Source organism: Brevibacterium sp. 1718 (assembly GCF_051131255.1).
In the GTDB taxonomy this organism is placed as follows: Bacteria; Actinomycetota; Actinomycetes; order Actinomycetales; family Brevibacteriaceae; genus Brevibacterium; species Brevibacterium sediminis.
Genome location: NZ_CP186550.1, coordinates 3,758,629 through 3,775,529, shown reverse-complemented (window position 1 = coordinate 3,775,529; position 16,901 = coordinate 3,758,629). Strand labels below are relative to the sequence as shown.

13 protein-coding genes are annotated in these 16,901 nt (G+C 67.4%); all 13 read left to right on the top strand.

What is annotated here, in order from left to right:
- Window positions 1–181: 181 nt before the first annotated feature.
- The 13 genes from ACOZ9V_RS16975 (at window position 182) to ACOZ9V_RS16915 (ending at window position 16,735) form a co-directional block, all read left to right on the top strand.
- Complete coding sequence (locus tag ACOZ9V_RS16975; protein ID WP_434591979.1) at window positions 182–1,816, top strand: ABC transporter substrate-binding protein; 1,635 nt, start codon at window positions 182–184, stop codon at window positions 1,814–1,816.
- The gene (locus ACOZ9V_RS16970) at window positions 1,816–2,886 is read left to right on the top strand and encodes an ABC transporter permease (protein WP_434591976.1); all 1,071 of its coding nucleotides are present in this window, start codon (window positions 1,816–1,818) and stop codon (window positions 2,884–2,886) included. Before ACOZ9V_RS16975 ends, ACOZ9V_RS16970 begins: the two co-directional genes overlap by 1 nt.
- On the top strand, window positions 2,883–3,821 hold the full coding sequence (locus ACOZ9V_RS16965; protein WP_434591973.1) for an ABC transporter permease: 939 nt from the start codon (window positions 2,883–2,885) through the stop codon (window positions 3,819–3,821). The genes ACOZ9V_RS16970 and ACOZ9V_RS16965 overlap by 4 nt, the downstream gene beginning before the upstream one ends.
- Complete coding sequence (locus ACOZ9V_RS16960) at window positions 3,818–5,587, top strand: dipeptide ABC transporter ATP-binding protein (RefSeq protein WP_434591970.1); 1,770 nt, start codon at window positions 3,818–3,820, stop codon at window positions 5,585–5,587. Before ACOZ9V_RS16965 ends, ACOZ9V_RS16960 begins: the two co-directional genes overlap by 4 nt.
- Complete coding sequence (locus ACOZ9V_RS16955; protein ID WP_434591967.1) at window positions 5,580–7,010, top strand: NtaA/DmoA family FMN-dependent monooxygenase; 1,431 nt, start codon at window positions 5,580–5,582, stop codon at window positions 7,008–7,010. The genes ACOZ9V_RS16960 and ACOZ9V_RS16955 overlap by 8 nt, the downstream gene beginning before the upstream one ends.
- A 1-nt stretch (window position 7,011) precedes the next feature.
- On the top strand, window positions 7,012–7,629 hold the full coding sequence (gene ssuE, locus ACOZ9V_RS16950) for an NADPH-dependent FMN reductase (protein ID WP_181272428.1): 618 nt from the start codon (window positions 7,012–7,014) through the stop codon (window positions 7,627–7,629).
- Window positions 7,626–8,591: an LLM class flavin-dependent oxidoreductase gene (locus ACOZ9V_RS16945; RefSeq protein ID WP_434591964.1), complete on the top strand. Its 966-nt coding sequence runs from the start codon at window positions 7,626–7,628 to the stop codon at window positions 8,589–8,591. The genes ssuE and ACOZ9V_RS16945 overlap by 4 nt, the downstream gene beginning before the upstream one ends.
- Window positions 8,584–10,614: an FAD/NAD(P)-binding protein gene (locus ACOZ9V_RS16940; RefSeq protein ID WP_434591961.1), complete on the top strand. Its 2,031-nt coding sequence runs from the start codon at window positions 8,584–8,586 to the stop codon at window positions 10,612–10,614. The genes ACOZ9V_RS16945 and ACOZ9V_RS16940 overlap by 8 nt, the downstream gene beginning before the upstream one ends.
- A gap of 263 nt (window positions 10,615–10,877) precedes the next feature.
- Entirely contained in the window at window positions 10,878–12,164 is a 1,287-nt protein-coding gene (locus tag ACOZ9V_RS16935; protein ID WP_268236679.1) for a trans-sulfuration enzyme family protein, read from the top strand.
- Window positions 12,165–12,440: 276 nt separating this feature from the next.
- Window positions 12,441–14,348 carry a sensor histidine kinase gene (locus ACOZ9V_RS16930; RefSeq protein ID WP_181272424.1) on the top strand — a complete coding sequence of 636 codons (1,908 nt, stop codon included), beginning with the start codon at window positions 12,441–12,443 and terminating at the stop codon, window positions 14,346–14,348.
- Window positions 14,336–14,980: a response regulator transcription factor gene (locus ACOZ9V_RS16925; protein ID WP_139909223.1), complete on the top strand. Its 645-nt coding sequence runs from the start codon at window positions 14,336–14,338 to the stop codon at window positions 14,978–14,980. Before ACOZ9V_RS16930 ends, ACOZ9V_RS16925 begins: the two co-directional genes overlap by 13 nt.
- A 1-nt stretch (window position 14,981) precedes the next feature.
- Window positions 14,982–15,917: a hypothetical protein gene (locus ACOZ9V_RS16920; protein ID WP_434591957.1), complete on the top strand. Its 936-nt coding sequence runs from the start codon at window positions 14,982–14,984 to the stop codon at window positions 15,915–15,917.
- Between the two features lie 68 nt (window positions 15,918–15,985).
- Complete coding sequence (locus ACOZ9V_RS16915; RefSeq protein WP_434591954.1) at window positions 15,986–16,735, top strand: SDR family oxidoreductase; 750 nt, start codon at window positions 15,986–15,988, stop codon at window positions 16,733–16,735.
- Window positions 16,736–16,901 lie beyond the last annotated feature (166 nt).

Here is a 16,901-nt window from a genome sequence, read left to right as displayed (position 1 = left end):
CTCGCCGGACGCTCCGCGTTCTCGCGTGATTCTGGGGCGCCGAACCGAAAGCGCTTGATCTTTCCGGCGATATGTTGAGCAATCACTGCCGAATGGTCGGCCCGTGATCGTCGCAACTCGCGCCGACACCTTCGCAACCACCTCTGATTCACATCCACCACTGACACCACCCAGGACACCCATGACCACCATCAGCTCTCCCGCCGCTCCGACCCGCTCGCCGCAGCGCCGCTCTCACTTCGCTCTTGCCGTGCTCGCAGCAGGTTCCCTCCTCCTCGCCGGGTGCTCCGGATCGGCACAGGCCGAGGACGAAGATGCCACACCTCAGGACGGCGGAACTCTGAAGATCGCCTACGACGTCGATCCGACCTGCCTCGACGGACAGCAGCAGGGCACGAACGTCACCCTCAATGTCACTCGTCAGATCACGGACTCGCTCACCGATCAGGATCCGGAGACCCAGGAGATCAAGCCGTGGCTCGCCGAGAGCTGGGATGTCTCCGATGATGCGAAGACCTTCACCTTCCACCTCCGTGACGGGGTGAAGTTCCAGGACGGCACGGACTTCACCTCCGCCTCGGTGAAGGAGAACTTCGAAGCGATCCAGGATCTCGGCGCGAAGGCCTCCCTGGGGCAGACCTACCTCGACGGGCTGAAGTCGATCGAGACCCCCGACAAGCAGACCGTGACATTCACCTTCGACAAGGCCAACGCCCAGTTCCTCCAGGCGACGTCGACGATGTCGCTGGGCTTCTACTCCTCCGACACACTCGCGAAGTCCCCCGAGGAACGCTGCACCGGAGACATCGTCGGCACCGGCCCGTTCCAGGTGAAGTCCTTCGAACACAACAAGTCGTTCGAGCTCGCCCGGTTCGACGACTACGACTGGCCGTCATCGATCGCCGAGCACGAAGGGCCGGCCCACCTCGACGGCATCGAATTCTCCATCGTCCCCGAGGCCTCGGTGCGCAACGGTTCACTGCTGTCGGGACAGGTAGATGTCGACTTCTCCGTCCAATCCCAGGACGAGAAAACCCTCGAGGCGCAGGGACTGGGCATCGCCTCCCGACCGAACCCGGGCGTCGTCTACAACCTCGTGCCCAAGCTCACCGGGAACATCGCCAAGGACAAGTCGGTGCGTCAGGCGCTCGTCAAGGGCATCGACCGCGACCAGCTGCAGAGCGTGATCTCGCAGCACCAGGCTCCGGCCACCTCGGTGCTGGCGAAGTCGACCCCTGAGTACGAAGACCTCTCCGATCTGCTCGCCTACGACCCGGACGGGGCGAAGAGACTCCTCGACGATGCCGGCTGGAAGCCCGGCGACGACGGCATCAGGGTCAAGAACGGCAAGAAGCTGTCGACGACGCTGACCTACTGGCAGGACGCCCCATTCCTCGAGCTCGTCCAGCAGCAGCTGCGAGAGATCGGTCTCGACCTCAAGCTCGAGAAGAAGACCACTGCCGAGGTGACCGCCCAGCAGGCCGAGGGCAAGGAAGAGCTGACCTTCGGCAACCTCACCCGTGCCGACGGCGATGTTCTGCGCAACTACTTCGGCGTCGACGAACAGAACGGCAACGCGAGGAAGAAGAAGGAGAAACTCGACGACATCCTCGCCCGCACGACCTCGACGCTCGACGAGAAGGAACGCACGGCGGACTTCACGAAGGCCGCGAAGATCCTCATCGACGAAGGCTACTCGATTCCGATCGTCGAACTCTCCGGAGTGATCGGCACCGGCAAGAATGTCCACGACTTCAAGTACGAGGCCTCCTCGCGCTTCCAGCTCTATGACACCTGGCTGGACGGTGAGCGGTGATGAGCCTGCGCTACCTGGCCTCCCGGCTGGCCCAAGGACTGCTCGTCCTGTGGATCGCGTTCACCTTCAGCTTCTTCCTCCTCTATTGGCTGCCCGGCGATCCGGTCATCACGATGCTCGGCGCCGGGGGAGAGCTGCAGAGCTTCGACCCCGCCGAGGTGGCCAGGCTTCGTGCCGAGTTCAACCTCGACCAGCCGCTGCCCATCCAGTACCTGCTCGCCCTCCTGGCCGTCGTTCGCCTTGACTTCGGCACCTCGATCCAGGCCGGCACCCCCGTCACCGAGGCGATCGCCGCCGCCCTGCCCCCGACGCTCGCACTCGCCGCGTTGGCCTTAGGTCTCGCGTTTGCGGTGGGGATCGTCATCGCGGTTGCCGCGACCCTGACCCGCCGCCCGTGGCTGCGCGACACCCTCGCGGCTCTGCCGGGACTGGGAGTGGCGTTGCCGACGTTCTGGGTCGGGCTGATGCTGCTGCAGGTCTTCTCCTTCCGCTTCCCGCTCTTCCCTGCAGTGGGCACCGGTTCCCCGGCCGCGATCGTGCTGCCGGCCGTGACCCTGGCGATCCCGCTGTCGGCGATCATCGCCCAGGTGCTCTTCCGCTCGCTGCAGAACGCGTGGATCCAACCCTTCGTCACGACCTTCCACGCCTCCGGATACACCCGCCTGCGGCTGCTGCTGCGCCAGGCGCTGCCCGTCGCGCTGCTGCCGGCGCTGACGATGGGCGGGGTGCTCTTCGGACAGGCGCTCGCCGGGTCCGTCGTCGTGGAGAACGTGTTCTCCCGCCAGGGCCTCGGCCGCCTCGCACAGACCGCTGTGACCGGGCAGGACATTCCGCTCGTCCAGGGCATCGTCCTCTTCGCCGCTGCAGTGTTCGTCCTCGTCAACCTCATCACCGACCTCCTGTACCCGCTGCTCGATCCGCGGCTGCGGGCCGCTCGCCGGAAGTTCGAATCGACGACTGGGCACACCCTCGCCGAGGCGGCCGACCGTGAGAACGCCACCGCCGGTGTGAACCCGGCGGGCTCGACGGCAGAGTCCGCATCGACGACGACCGAAGGAGGGCGCTCATGAGTCTGGTCACCGAACTGCAGAAGAACGATCAGATCGCACCGACCGGGCCCGGTGCAGACCGGCCCCACGAGGACCGGGTCCCCGGCGGCGGCACGCCCGGTCGGCTGCGTCGACTCACCTCGGCGGTGGGTTCCACCCGCATCGGGATCGTCGAAGTCATCGCGATCATCGTCCTCGGACTCGCCGCACTCGCCGCCGTCTGGCCGACCCTGCTCACCAGCGTCGATCCGCTCACCGGCAACCCGACCGACCGCCTCCTGGCACCCAGTGCCGAGCACGTCTTCGGCACCGATCAGCTCGGCCGCGACGTCTTCGCCCGCACCATCCACGGGTCCGCGCAGACCCTGTCGGCCAGCCTCGCCGCCGTGCTCATCGGGGTCGGCGCGGGCGTCCTCATCGGCCTGCTGTCCGGCTTCTTCACCGGGGTGCTCGACGCGGTCTTCATGCGCACCGTCGATGTCCTCCAGGCCGTGCCCGGCCTGCTGCTGTCGATGGCAGTGATCACCGCGCTCGGCTTCGGCACCCTCAACGTCGCCGTGGCCGTCGGCGTCGCGGCCGTGCCTTCGTTCGCCCGGCTGACCCGTGCTGAGGTGATCCGATGGCGCTCGACGGAGTTCGTCCGCGCCGCCCGCGCCGACGGACTTTCGGCCGCATCGGTCCTCGCCCGGCACATCCTGCCCCAGGTCAGAGGCCCGATCGGGGCACTGCTCGCACTCGAATTCGGGTCCGCTGTGCTCGCCGTCTCCGCCCTGAGCTTCCTCGGCTTCGGCGCCCCGCCGCCGCAGCCGGAATGGGGTCTGCTCGTCTCCGAGGGCCGCGACTTCCTCGCCGCAGCCTGGTGGATGACGACCTTCCCCGGACTCGTCGTCGCTGCGGTGGTGCTCGCGGCCAACCGTCTCTCCCACGCCGTCAACTCCGAGAAGGAATTCCGATGATCAACACCGATCTCCTCGCCTGGCCCGCAGCCGGTGCCGGCACCGAAGTCATCGACGAGGCCGGTCTGGAGACCACCGAGGCCCAGCCGACACCGATCCGGGCCCGGTCGACCCTGTCGCCTCAGGACCCTGAGGTCCTTGAGGTTGCGGGACTGAGCGTCACCTACCCCGGTGCTCCCACCCCGGCGATCGCGGACATCAACCTCAGTCTCGCCCCCGGGGACACGCTCGCGATCGTCGGCGAGTCCGGATCCGGCAAGTCCACGACGGCCGCGGCGCTGACCGGACTCCTCCCGGCTGGGACGAAGGTCCACGCGCACACGCACAGCCACCTCGGCGAGGACCTCACCTCGGCGAAGCCGCGCACCTGGCAGCGGATCCTCGGTACGGGAATCGCGTACGTGCCGCAGGACGCGGGCGCCGGGCTCAACCCGGTGCGCACGATCGCCTCCGCCCTGGCCGAGACCCTGACCGTCAACGGTTATGCGAAACCGCAGATCAGACCCCGCATCGCCGAGGTTCTCACCGCCGTGGGACTCGACCCGCAGACCCACGGACGGCGGTATCCGCACGAGCTCTCCGGCGGGCAGCGGCAGCGCGTGCTCATCGCCAATGCGATCGCCGCCCGGCCGGCGCTCATCATCGCCGACGAACCCACCTCGGCGCTCGACGCGACCGTGGCCAAACAGGTCCTCGACGTGCTGAGCGGCCTCGTCGCCGGTTCGCAGACCGCGCTCGTGCTCATCACCCACGACCTCGGCGTCGCGAAGGAACGCGCCGCAAAGCTGCTGGTCATGCAGGCCGGCCGCATCGTCGAAACCGGGCCCACCGAAGCCGTCCTCGCCGACCCCCAGCATGCCTATACGCAGTCGCTCCTCGCCGCGGCCCCGCACCTCGGGTGGGGGAGACTACGGCCGAGCACCGACGCTGGCGCCACCACGACCCACACCGGCGCCGAGGCGGTCCTGTCCGGCCGTGCGATCGTACGGAACTTCGGTGGGGACCGTCCCGCAGTTCACAGTCTCGACATCAATCTGCGGGCAGGATCGACTGTGGGAATCGTCGGCGAATCCGGGTCGGGGAAGACGACCTCGGCGAGGATCCTGCTCGGCGCCGACCGGGCGGATTCCGGAGTTATCACCCTCCACGGAAAGCCCGTCAGTGACTATCGGCGGAAGGACCTCGGACGGCGCATCCGGTACGTCCACCAGGACTCGAGCGCGGCTCTCGACCCGCACTACACGGTCGAGCGGATCCTCACCGAACCGCTGCGCGGCCACCGCATCGGCACCCGAGCCGACCGGCCGGGACGCGTGCGGGAGCTGCTCGACTCCGTCGCCCTCGATCACAGCCTCCTCAAGCGCACCCCGCGGGAGCTCTCCGGAGGGCAGCGGCAGCGGCTCGCGATCGCCCGTGCGCTGGCCGTCGACCCCGAGGTGATCATCCTCGACGAACCCGTCTCCGCACTCGACGTCGGCGTGCAGGCGCAGATCCTCCAGCTGCTCGTCGACCTGCAGGATCGCCTCGGCGTCGCCTACCTCTTCATCTCCCATGACCTCGCCGTCATCGAGCAGATCGCCGACGAGGTGATCGTGATGAAGGACGGACTTGTCGTCGAATCCGGGCCGACTGCTCGTGTGCTGCACGAGAGCCGTGACGACTACACGCGGGCGCTCATCGACGCAGTGCCGTGCTTCGACGACTCCGCCGTGCGCACAACCTCCACCATCAACCCCACCGAACTGACAGGAGCATCCCATGCCTGAATTCGACAGCAGCATCCCCGGCCAGCCGCGGCAGGTCCACCTCGCCGCGCACTTCCCGGGCGTGAACAACACGACCGTATGGTCCGATCCTGCCTCGGGCAGCCACATCGAATTCGACTCCTTCGCTCATCTCGCACAGACCGCCGAGGCTGGACTCTTCGACTTCTTCTTCCTCGCCGAAGGCCTGCGCCTGCGCGAACACCAGGGAAAGATCTTCGACCTCGACGTCGTCGGTCGTCCGAACACCACGGCCGTGCTGTCCGCGCTCGCCGCCGTCACCAAGCGCATCGGGCTGGCCGGAACCCTGAGCTCGACGTTCAACGAACCCTTCGACATCGCCCGCCGGCTCGCGACGATCGACCACCTCTCGAACGGTCGCGCCGCCTGGAACGTCGTCACGACCTCCAACGCCTTCACAGGCGAGAACTTCCGCCGCGGCGGCTACCTCGACTACGCCGACCGCTACCGCCGCGCCGAAGACTTCATCGACGTGGCTCGGAGACTCTGGGACACCGCCGCCGGTGACGGGTCGTTCACGCATGCCAGCGACTTCTTCGACATCGCCGGACGCTTCCCCGCCGGCCCCCTGCCCGGCGGTCACCCCGTCGTCTTCCAGGCGGGGGACTCGGACTTCGGCCGCGACTTCGCCGTCGGCTCGGCCGACGTCATCTTCACCCGTCACTCCGACCCCGAATCCGGCCGGAAGTTCTACGCGGACGTGAAATCCCGGCTGGCCCGCTACGGACGAACCGAAGACTCCCTGAAGATCTACCCGGGAGTCTCCATCATCCTCGGCGACACCCCCGCCGAGGCGGCCGAACGCTCCCGCGAGGTCGCCTCCCAGCAGGTCAGCGAGGCCGGTGCCATCGCGTTCCTCGAACGCGTCTGGGACCGCGACCTCTCCGCCTTCGACCCGAACGGACCTCTGCCCGATGTGCCGCCGGCCGGCGACTCGATCTCCCAGGGCAGGGTCAAACACATCAAGGACGCGGAAGCGACGATCGCCCGCTGGCGGAAGATCGCCGAGGCCGAGAATCTCACCGCCCGAGAACTCGTCATCCGGGTCTCGACCCGTCACTCCTACGTCGGCACCCCGCACCAGGTCGCGACCGACCTCGCCGAGGCGGTCCGCACGAAGGCCGCCGACGGCTTCATCCTCGTCCCCCACCTCACCCCCGGCGGACTCGACGAGGTCGTTGAGAAGGTCGTGCCCGAACTCCAGGAACTCGGCGTCTATCGCACCGAGTATCCCGAGGGGTCCTTGCGGGAGAACATCGGACTGCCCGCCGCCCGCACCGCCGCCGACTGGGCCGAGGCCCGCCGCGAAGCCCGCAGCACCGCCGCCGCAGAAACCGACACCACAGAGATCGGTGTCGCCGGCACCCCCGACGCTCCGACCCGCGAACTCAAGGAGGTGGGCTGACATGTCGCGTGTCGTCCTGATCTCGGCCAGCCCCGCGGAGAACTCGAAGACCGAGGCACTGCTCGAGTTCATCGCCCGCAGGCTCGGCCAGTACGGCCACCGTACGGAGTTCATCAAACTCCGCCACCTGCCCGCCAGCCCCCTCCTGGCCGGTGACGGCAGTGACGGTCTCATCTCCTCGGCGCGGGCCACGGTCGCCGCGGCCGATGCCGTGGTCGTCGGGTCCCCGGTCTTCAAGGCCACGTACACCGGTCTGCTCAAGGTCTTCGTCGATCTGCTGCCGATGGACGCCCTGCACGGCAAACCTGTGCTGCCGTTGCTCACCGGCGGATCCGCCGCCCACGTCCTCGCCCTCGACTACGGCCTCAAACCGCTGCTGGCCACGCTCGGGGCGAGCTCGATCGGCCGCGGACGCTTCGTCGTCTCGAGCAACGTCCTCCCGGCCACGGACACGACCCCGCCGCGCATCGATGAGTCCGTCGAACGCGATGTCATCGATGCGATCGACCAGTTCGATTCGGAACTGACCGTCCGTGCGCGGTCGTGCTCCCACGCCGAGGCGGCCGCCGCCGAATCCCTCATCACCGCCCCGATCACGACCGAACGGAATCCCTCATGAGCGTCATCATCGCCACCACGCTGACTCCCGATCCGATCTCCGGCCCGGCGACCGCGAAGACCCTTGACGGGCATGCGGACTTCGCGCTCATCCCCGATGACTTCACCGGGCTCGACGCGCTCGAGTTCGCCTCCTGGCTCGGCCCGCTGACCAGTCGGCTCGGGATCGTCCCCGAGGTCCGCGCCACTCACCTCGAGCCCTTCCACCTGGCGACCGCCTCGGCGACGCTTGACTATACGGCCCGCGCACGTGCCGGACTGGCCGTGGGAATCTCATCCACCCCCGCCGAGGCGGTCCTCTTCGGTCGACGCGGCCCCGCCCCGGCACCCGCTGCCTGGGCCGAGGCCGCATCCGTCATCGACGTCATCCGCCGACTCTGGGACTCCTGGGACAACGACGCGATCATCCGCGACGAGGCCACCGACCGGTACATCGATCGCGACCGCCTCCACTACATCGAAGCGCAGGTCCAGGACTCGACGGGAGTCGACTACTCGGTGCTCGGCCCCTCGATCACGCCGCGCCCGCCGCAGGGCCACCCGCCGATCATCGTCCGTGCGGAGGCCGGCAACGAGGCGGCCCGCGGCGCCGCCGACGTCGTTCTCGCCGACGAGGCCGCCGGCACCATCTCGCTCGAGGATCTGCGCACCGAACTCGACCCCGGGGTGCCGGTGCTCACCGTCCTGCCGGCACCGACGAACCGCGCCGAGGTGGCCGAGCTCGTCAGCTCCGTGCGCATCCTCGTCGAACGCGGGGCCTCGGGGGTGCTGCTGACCGCGTCAGCTGAGAATCAACTCGACTTCAGCGTCCGCCTCGTCTCCGAGATCCTGCCCGCCCTGCACGCGGCGGGACTGCGTGACACCCCTGAGGTCGTTGCGGCACTGGGCGGCGGCAACGACGCGAGCGATCTGCGCGGCCGCCTCGGACTCGCCCCGGCCGTGAACCTCTATGCCGATGCGTAAGACGTCGGCTGCGGCGGACCTCACGACCGGCGGTGATGCGTCGACGGCATCCGATTCGGGCGGGCACCGCGCCGACCTCACCTTCATCGGGGCCGGGCCGAAGACCCTGGGCATCCTGCTCGCGATCGCCGCGAACACGGACGCCGGGGCAGGCCTGCGCATCCACCTCGTCGACCCGTATCCGGCCGGAGCCGGGCGGATATGGCGGACCGAACAGTCGCCGCACCTGTGGATGAACTCGCGCACCGAGGACATCACGATCTTCCCGGACGAGTCCTGCCTGCTCGAGAATCCCGGCATCATGGGACCGACCCTGCACGAGTGGATCCACGGGCCCGGTCGGGAGCGCCTGACGCAGGCTGGCCTCGGCGCCGAGGCGGCAGGGCTCGACTCCCAATCGTTCGCCAGCCGCCGGGTCCAGGGACACTACCTGTCGGCTGCCTTCGAGCTCGCTCTCGATCGGCTCGGCACCGAGGTGCACATCCACCGTGCCCGCGCCGAGGCGGTGCGCCGCGGCGAAGGCGACCGCGGCTTCGTGGTCACCACCTCCGACGGTGCGGAGATCGCCACCGACGTCCTCGTCTCGGCTCAGGGGCATCTCGATATGCACACCGCCGAGCTGGATGCGGTCCTGGCCGACCGCGCTGCCGCCTCGGCGGGACATGACCTGTACTACCAGGCTCCCGGATACACGGCCGACCTCGACTTCAGCGGCATCCCTGCCGGCGCAGAGGTGCTCACTCGCGGCTTCGGACTCGCGTTCCTCGACTTGATGGTCATGGTCACCGAGGGTCGCGGCGGTGAGTTCGTCGACGACGGGGAACGGCTTCGCTACCGGCCCTCCGGCACCGAACCGGTGCTGTGGGTGGGATCCTCCCGCGGGGTCTCCTACAGTCCGAAGCTCGGCTACAGTCAGGTCGATGTCCCCGGCGCACCGGCCGTGGAATTGCGGTACTTGGACCGCGTGGCTGAGAGAACCGGCAGCGTGGGAGGGGACCGTCGCGGAAGCGGGCAGCGCCTCGGCGAGAGTTCCCGGTTCATCGAGTTCGATGCGGTGCTCGGTCCGCTGTTCGAACTCGAACTCACCTATGCCCACTACGAACACGTGCTGTGGAAGCGCGGCATCGACGCTCCCGAACTGCTCGAGCGCATCGATGCAACCGCCGAGCGGGTCCGCGCGGGCCGCATCGGTGCGGACGGGGCAGAAGCCACCACCGGCGCCGTCTTCGAGACCATCGCCGAGGCCGCCCGCGACGTCATCACAGACGAGGCCGATCTGTTCGACCTGGACCGCATCAACCGTCCGCTGGCCGATCTGCGCTGCGATGATCTCTCTTCTGCAGAGGCGAGCGTGCGCGACCACATCTCCGGGCAACTCAAGCGCAGTGCCGATGTGCACCACTCTGCCGACCTCGCCGTCTTCACCGCTCTGGTCAAGGCATATGTGCAGATCAGGATGCTCGTCCGCGACGGTCGAGTCAGCAATGGCGATCGCACGGAGTTCGTCGAAGGCAGCTTTCATTCCCTGTTCTCGTTCATCGGCAGCGGCCCGCCGCCGAAGAGAGTCAGACAGATCCTCGCTCTCCACGAAGCCGGTTTCGTTCGGTTCCTCGGTCCCGGGTTGAGCATCGACGCCGCTGCTGCCGGTTTCACCGCCCGCTCCACCGCTTACCCGGAGGCGAAGACCTTCACTCATCTCGTCGATGCGCGCCTGGCTCGGCAGAGTGCGGAGAAGGCAGCCGATCCGGTCCTCGAAACACTGCGGGCGGACGGCCGACTGCTGCTCGAGACCGCGGCTCACGCGAAGCTGCGCACCGACGGTGCCGGTCGCGCGCTCGACGCACATGGTCGGGCACAATGCGATCTGTTCCTGCTCGGTCCCGCGGTCTCCGGATCGACCGCCGAGGCCTTCACCCGACCGCAGACGGGCGCCCCCGTGTTCGCTGACAACGAGCGCATTGCCGGAGCGATCCTCGACGCCGTGGCGGCAGGGTCCGACCGGCGGGAGCTCCTGGCCGGGTGACCGGCGACCGACAGTGGGACTGCTCGATCGTCACAGAGAGCTGCCGCGGTGGGAACGAACGACGGTCACGTCGCGTGCGTACGAGTCGGCGGACCGCCTCGGCGAGGGATGCCGACTTTCTACGTCGAAAAATGACATTCATCGACGACATATGACGCGACGTGACCATCCGAGACGGCGCGTTCGCGCGAGCGCATCTGGGGCACTCACACTGAATCACACCGCAGATGCAGCGGTGCCCATCAGTGAAGGAAGGATCCGCCGTGAGTTCACCCCGTTTCGAACCCACCACACCTGCCGGAATCTCGACCCGATCGGTGCACTCGGGAGCCATGCCCGAGGCACACACCGGTTCGGTCGTGGCCCCGATCTTCCAGACTTCGACCTTCATGATGGACACTCCGGGAGAGACTCGCGCCGGCTTCGACTACGCGCGCACGGGCACGCCTAACCGCAGCGACCTCGAACAGGCTCTGTGCGAATTGGAGGGCGCGTCGTTCGCCGCGGCCGTCAATTCCGGAACCTCGGCCGAGGTGGCCGTGTTCTCTTCTCTGCTGCGTCCCGGGGACGAGGTCATCCTGCCCCGCGACGTCTACGGCGGGACCTTCCGGCTCCTGCAGAATGAATACGTCCGCTGGGGCGTGGTCATCCGCACCGTCGACCTCACGGACACCGCGGCGCTCGCCGCCGCCATCAACGACAACACCGCGATCATCTGGGTCGAGACCCCGAGCAACCCCGGGCTCGACATCATCGATATCGCCGAGGCGGCCCGCCTCGCCCACCGAGCGAACGCGCTCCTGGCCGTGGACTCGACCTTCGCGACCCCGGTGCTCCAGCGTCCGCTCGAGCTCGGCGCCGATATCGTCGTGCACTCGACGACGAAGTTCATCAATGGCCACTCCGATGTCATCGGCGGGGCGGTCCTCACCGGTGACGGGACGAGCTGTCCCCGCGCCGCCGAGGTGGTCGACCGTCTCGAAAACCACCTCGCTTCCGTCGGGCTGGGCATCTCCCCGTTCGACGCGTGGCTGACCAGGCGCGGGATCAAGACCCTTCCGGTGCGGATGAAGGCGCACTGTGCCAACGCGCAGGCGGTGGCCGAATGGCTCGAGACCCGCGACGAGGTGGCCGAAGTGATCTATCCGGGGCTGCCCTCGCACCCGGGGCACGAGGTGGCGAAGCGGCAGATGAGCGGGTTCGGAGGAGTGGTGTCCCTGCGCACCGACACCGAGGAGCGGGCACTGTCCCTGGTGGCGAACACGAAGCTCGTCACTCTGGCCGAATCGCTCGGAGGAGTCGAGTCCCTCATCGACCACCCGGCGACGATGACGCACCTGTCCGTGGCCGGCAGCGAGGTGAGCGTCTCCGGCAGGTTCATCCGCCTGTCCGTCGGGATCGAAGACGTCGAAGACATCCTCGCCGACCTTGCGCAGGCGCTCGACGCCACGTCCGGTGATGCGGGCACGAGTTCTGCCGACGGAGCCGCACATACCGCTCCTGCGGGAAAGCACCACGTCTCGTCTCGAGCGGCTGCGGTCCCCGTATAGCCGACGGCATCACGTACCGGGAGCGACACTTCCTCCCGGTACGTCGGCACACCTCACCCTTCGTGGCAGACCACCTCGTTGCAGCGGGGTGATTCGTCGCGAAGGGTGAGGGACGCTCAGACACGTCGTGCGCAAAGGCGCGGCTGATGCGGTCCGGGGCTCCAGCGCCCACCTGGAAATCCAGTGGGGCCGGTCACAGGGTGTCGGGAAAACCCGACGTGGGGTCGGAGGTCTTCGTGCTGTTCGCGAGCCCGCGGCTCCCGTAGCGTATTTGCTATGAGTGAGAAGACCCCCGAGAACCCGCAGGATCAGGAGCCGCTCGGCCCCGATCCGCAGGAGCCTCAACCCCCACAGCGCGAAGAGTCGATCAGCGCCGAAGCGATCGTCAATGCACCGCCGACCACCGAAGTCGACGCAGCAGCGGTCGACGTACCGACCGCTCGCGAAGCAGGAGAGTTCCGGACGAAACCCGTCGACCTCGACGTGCCGTTCGCGACGGGCTCGACCCGAGTGATGGGAGCCGGCGAACAGGCCCAGCGTCCTGACTACCCGCCGATGAACCCCACCAGGCCGGTCACCTACACTCATCCGACGGCTCCTGCGCAGCCTGGCCCCCGCACCCATCCCTCGGCGCAGGCCGCACCATCCGGGTACGCGCCCTCAAACAACGCGAACTACCCCACCCCGCCCGGCCACGCCCCTCAACCCGGATCGCGCCCAGCACCACAACCCGGCCCCCAGTTCGGTCGGCCCGCGCCGCATGCACAACCCATGCCGACAGCGCAGCCCATGCCGATGCCACAGCCGATGCCGCGTCCGCGGCCGCCTCGGCGGATGAAGCCCAAACGTGACCCTGTTGCGTACGCACCGGTCACCGGCTCACTGCCGCTGAGCCGGGACGAGGTCACCGAGATCCCCGCCGACGGGCCCATCACCTGGCCCAAACGCCCCACCGGAATCATCGGTGTCGCGAACCTCGTGCTCTCCGCCGTCCTCGCCCTGATCTGGGCGTGGATCCCGCTGGGTCTGCTGTTCACCGGAATCGGCGGCATCTTCGCCCTCGGTCTCGGCGTCCTCGCCCTCCTCGTCTGGGTCCTCGTCCAGCAGGGCGCGAACAACGCCGAACGCTACCGGGCCGAACTCATCTACTCCGATAAGATCCCCGTCCCGAAGATCGAAAGCAGCAATCGCGATCCCGGCATCGGCCGCTTCCTCCACAACCGTTGGCTGCAGGTGAAATCCGGTGCGTTCTGGCGCTCGACCGCCCACCACTACATCAAGATGCTCCTCGGCCTGATCGTCGTCGCCGGCACCATCGCCGCAATCTGCGGATCGATCTTCGGCATCTTCGCAGCCATCAACCCCCATGGAGTGAATACCTTCTTCATCGGCGAAACCATCGACGGACCGGCCCGCATCGGTGTGGCCATCGGTTCAGTCATCGTCCTCGCCAGCTCCCTGGCCATCCTGTGGTTCGCCCCGCTGCTCGACCGCGCCCTCGACCGGGCGTTGCTCGCCCCGGCCCGCACCGTGGCGCTGCAGGCCGAGGTCACCGAACTCGATCGGGCTCGCATGGCCGGCCTCGAGGCGGCCGCGGCGGAACGTCTGCGTATCGAACGCGACCTCCACGACGGAGCCCAGCCCCGCCTCGTCGCCCTGACCATGACTTTGGGAATGGCGAAGACGAAGATCGACTCCGATCCGGAGAAGGCGAAGGAACTCGTGGCCGAAGCCCATACCGAAGCCAAGGGCATCGTCAACGAACTCCGCCAGCTGGCCCGCGGAATCCACCCCGCTGTCCTCACCGACCGCGGACTCGACGCCGCCGTCTCCGCCCTGGCCGGACGGTCGACGATCCCCGTCGACGTCGATGTCCGCCTCGAGGGGCGGATCGGACGCGAAGCCGAGGCCGTGTCCTACTTCGTCGTCGCCGAATGCCTGACGAACATCGCCAAGCACTCCGGTGCCACCCGTGCCAGTGTGTTCATCGCCCCGACCGAGACCGGTGTGCAGATCGTCGTCACCGACAACGGCCACGGCGGTGCACGTGTCGACCGCACCGGGCGTCACACCGGGATCGCCGGTCTCATCGACCGGGTCGAAGCCGCTCGTGGCACACTGAACCTGACCAGCCCCGCAGGTGGGCCAACGACTGTAGTTGTGGAGGTGCCATGCGCATCGTAATCGCTGAAGACTCTGCCGTCCTGCGGGCCGGACTCGAAAGGCTGCTCGCCGACGCCGGACACGAAGTCATCGCCGCCGTGCCCGACGCCAATGAACTCCTCGCCGTCGTCCACAACGATCCACCGGACCTCGCCGTCATCGACGTGCGCATGCCCCCGACGTTCACCGATGAAGGCATCCGCGCCGCCGTCCTCATTCGCAAGCAGAACCCGGACGTCAAGGTCCTCGTGTTCAGCCAGTACGTGGAGGAGCAGTACGCGTCCGAACTCATCGCCGAGAACACCGGCGGCTTCGGCTACCTGCTCAAGGACCGAGTCGCCGACGTCGAAGACTTCCTCACCGCCGTCGACGAGGTCGCAGGAGGCGGCACCGTTCTCGACCCGGAGGTCGTGTCCCAGATCCTCGTGCGCACGCGCAAGAAGGACGGACTCTCGACCCTGAGCCCTCGCGAGATCGAAGTCCTCCAGCTCATGGCCGAAGGCAAGTCCAACGCCGCGATCGCCGGCACCCTGTACCTCAGTGCCGGTGCCGTAGAAAAGCACATCTCCTCGGTGTTCACGAAGTTCGGCCTCACCGCCGACACCTCGGAGAATCGCCGAGTCCTCGCCGTCCTCACATTCCTCGGAGCCTAGAATGCCTGCCACAGTGCGCATCAGCGAATCCGCCCGCGTCGGTCTGCGCGCGGTCCTGATCATCCTCGCCGCCGTCGTCCTCCTCGTCCCCGTCATCGTCAGCACCGCCCAAGGTGCTTCCCGCCTCGACTACGGGCGGATCGAATCGTCCGAACCGCTGCCGAAGGCGATGAAGGAACTCAAGATCGGCCTCGACTCCGGTGGTGCTGTCGACATCAAGACCGCCGACGTCGCCGAGGCGACCGTGAAGCTCACCGGCACCGGTCCCCGTGACAGCTCCGCGACCCTTGAGGTCGACAGTCGAGCCGATACCGCCGAGGTGGCCGTGAAGAACGGCGGGAAACTCGAGAACACCAGGTTGACCGTCACCATCCCGACCAGTGAGGCGAAAGACCTTGCGCTGGACTTCGACGGCAACTACGGCCGGTTCGATGTCACCGGCGACTTCGCCGAGATCAACGCCGATACCGGCGGTGGAACCGCGAACGTGACCGGGTCGGCTCAGAAGGTGCGGACCACGAGCGATTGGGGTGCCACCTACCTGGACGGAGACTTCGGGACGGTGTCGGCCAAGACCGGGGTCGGTGCCATCGAAGGCGAGAACCTCACCGTCAGCGACCGCATCGACGTGGTCAGTTCGACGGGAACCGTCGACCTCGACTTCACCAATCAGGCGATGCCCACCGGCGGAATCATCGCGAAGACAGAAGAAGGCTCGATCGATATGCGAGTGCCGAATCTCAAGCTCACCTCAGAAGAGCTGGATAAGGACTTCTTCTACCGGATCAACGCGAAGTCCAATGACGGCTCCGTCGACCTCGCTTCCGATCTGAAGAAGTACGATGTGGCGGACGACCCGAAGGAAGCCAAGGGCAAGATCCTCGTTCCGATCTCGGCCACAGCCGATACTGGTACCGTCACAGTCAACCAGAACTGAGAAACGACCGGCGCACGGGCGGGCTCGACTTCGGGCCCGCCCGTGCTGCGTCTGAGGGGTCGACGATCATGCAGATCACCGTCTATGGAGCCACCGGAACCTTCGGCGCGCAGTTGGTGCCCCAGCTGCGCGAACGCGGACACACTGTCATCGCCGCCCATCGCGGGAGCGGGGTCGACACGGTGACCGGTCAGGGAGTCGCCGAGGCGGCCGAGGGCAGCGACGTCCTCGTCGATTGCGTCAACCGGCTGACGATGAACGCCCAGAAAGCCATCGACTTCTTCTCACGCAGCTCCCGTTCGATCGCCGAGGCGGCCGTCGAGCAGCCCGGCACCTCCGTGGCCGTCCTGTCGATCGCGTTCCGCCCCGAGGCCGCCGAGTCACGGATGATGGGCTACTACCAGGGCAAAGCCATGCAGGAGCGGATATTTCGCCGGCTCGTCCCAGACGAGCAGCTGCTGATGTTCCGGTCGGCTCAGTGGTTCGAACTCGTCGACACGATGACGGTCAGGGCCGGGCCGCTGCGCTTCGTGCCGAAGATGCGCGTGCAGGCCCTGGCTGTCACCGAGGCGGCCCGCATGATGGCCGAAGCCATCGACGCACGCGAGCGCGGCACCATCGAGGTCGCCGGTCCTGAGATCAGCGACTTCGCTGAGATCGCCCGCCGACTTGCCGTGGCACGTGCCCGGAAGGCGGGTGTGAAGCCGTCGAAAGTCGTCGGCATTCCCCTGCCCGGGCCGATGGCCCGCGACGGCCTCATCCCACCGTCACCGAGGATGTCCGATAAGACCGTCGACGAATGGCTGCGCTCGGTCTGAGCCAGCGCCGTACGCCGTCAAGTAAGGGCCGAAAGCACTCACTTTGCCTGCCAATTTTCCACCTAACCGAACTATCCGATATTTCGGACGAAAACTATGTGATCTGGAAGACATACTCTAGTCGCGTGAAATAGCGTCTTCTCAACATGGTCACGTGCGCGTCGAC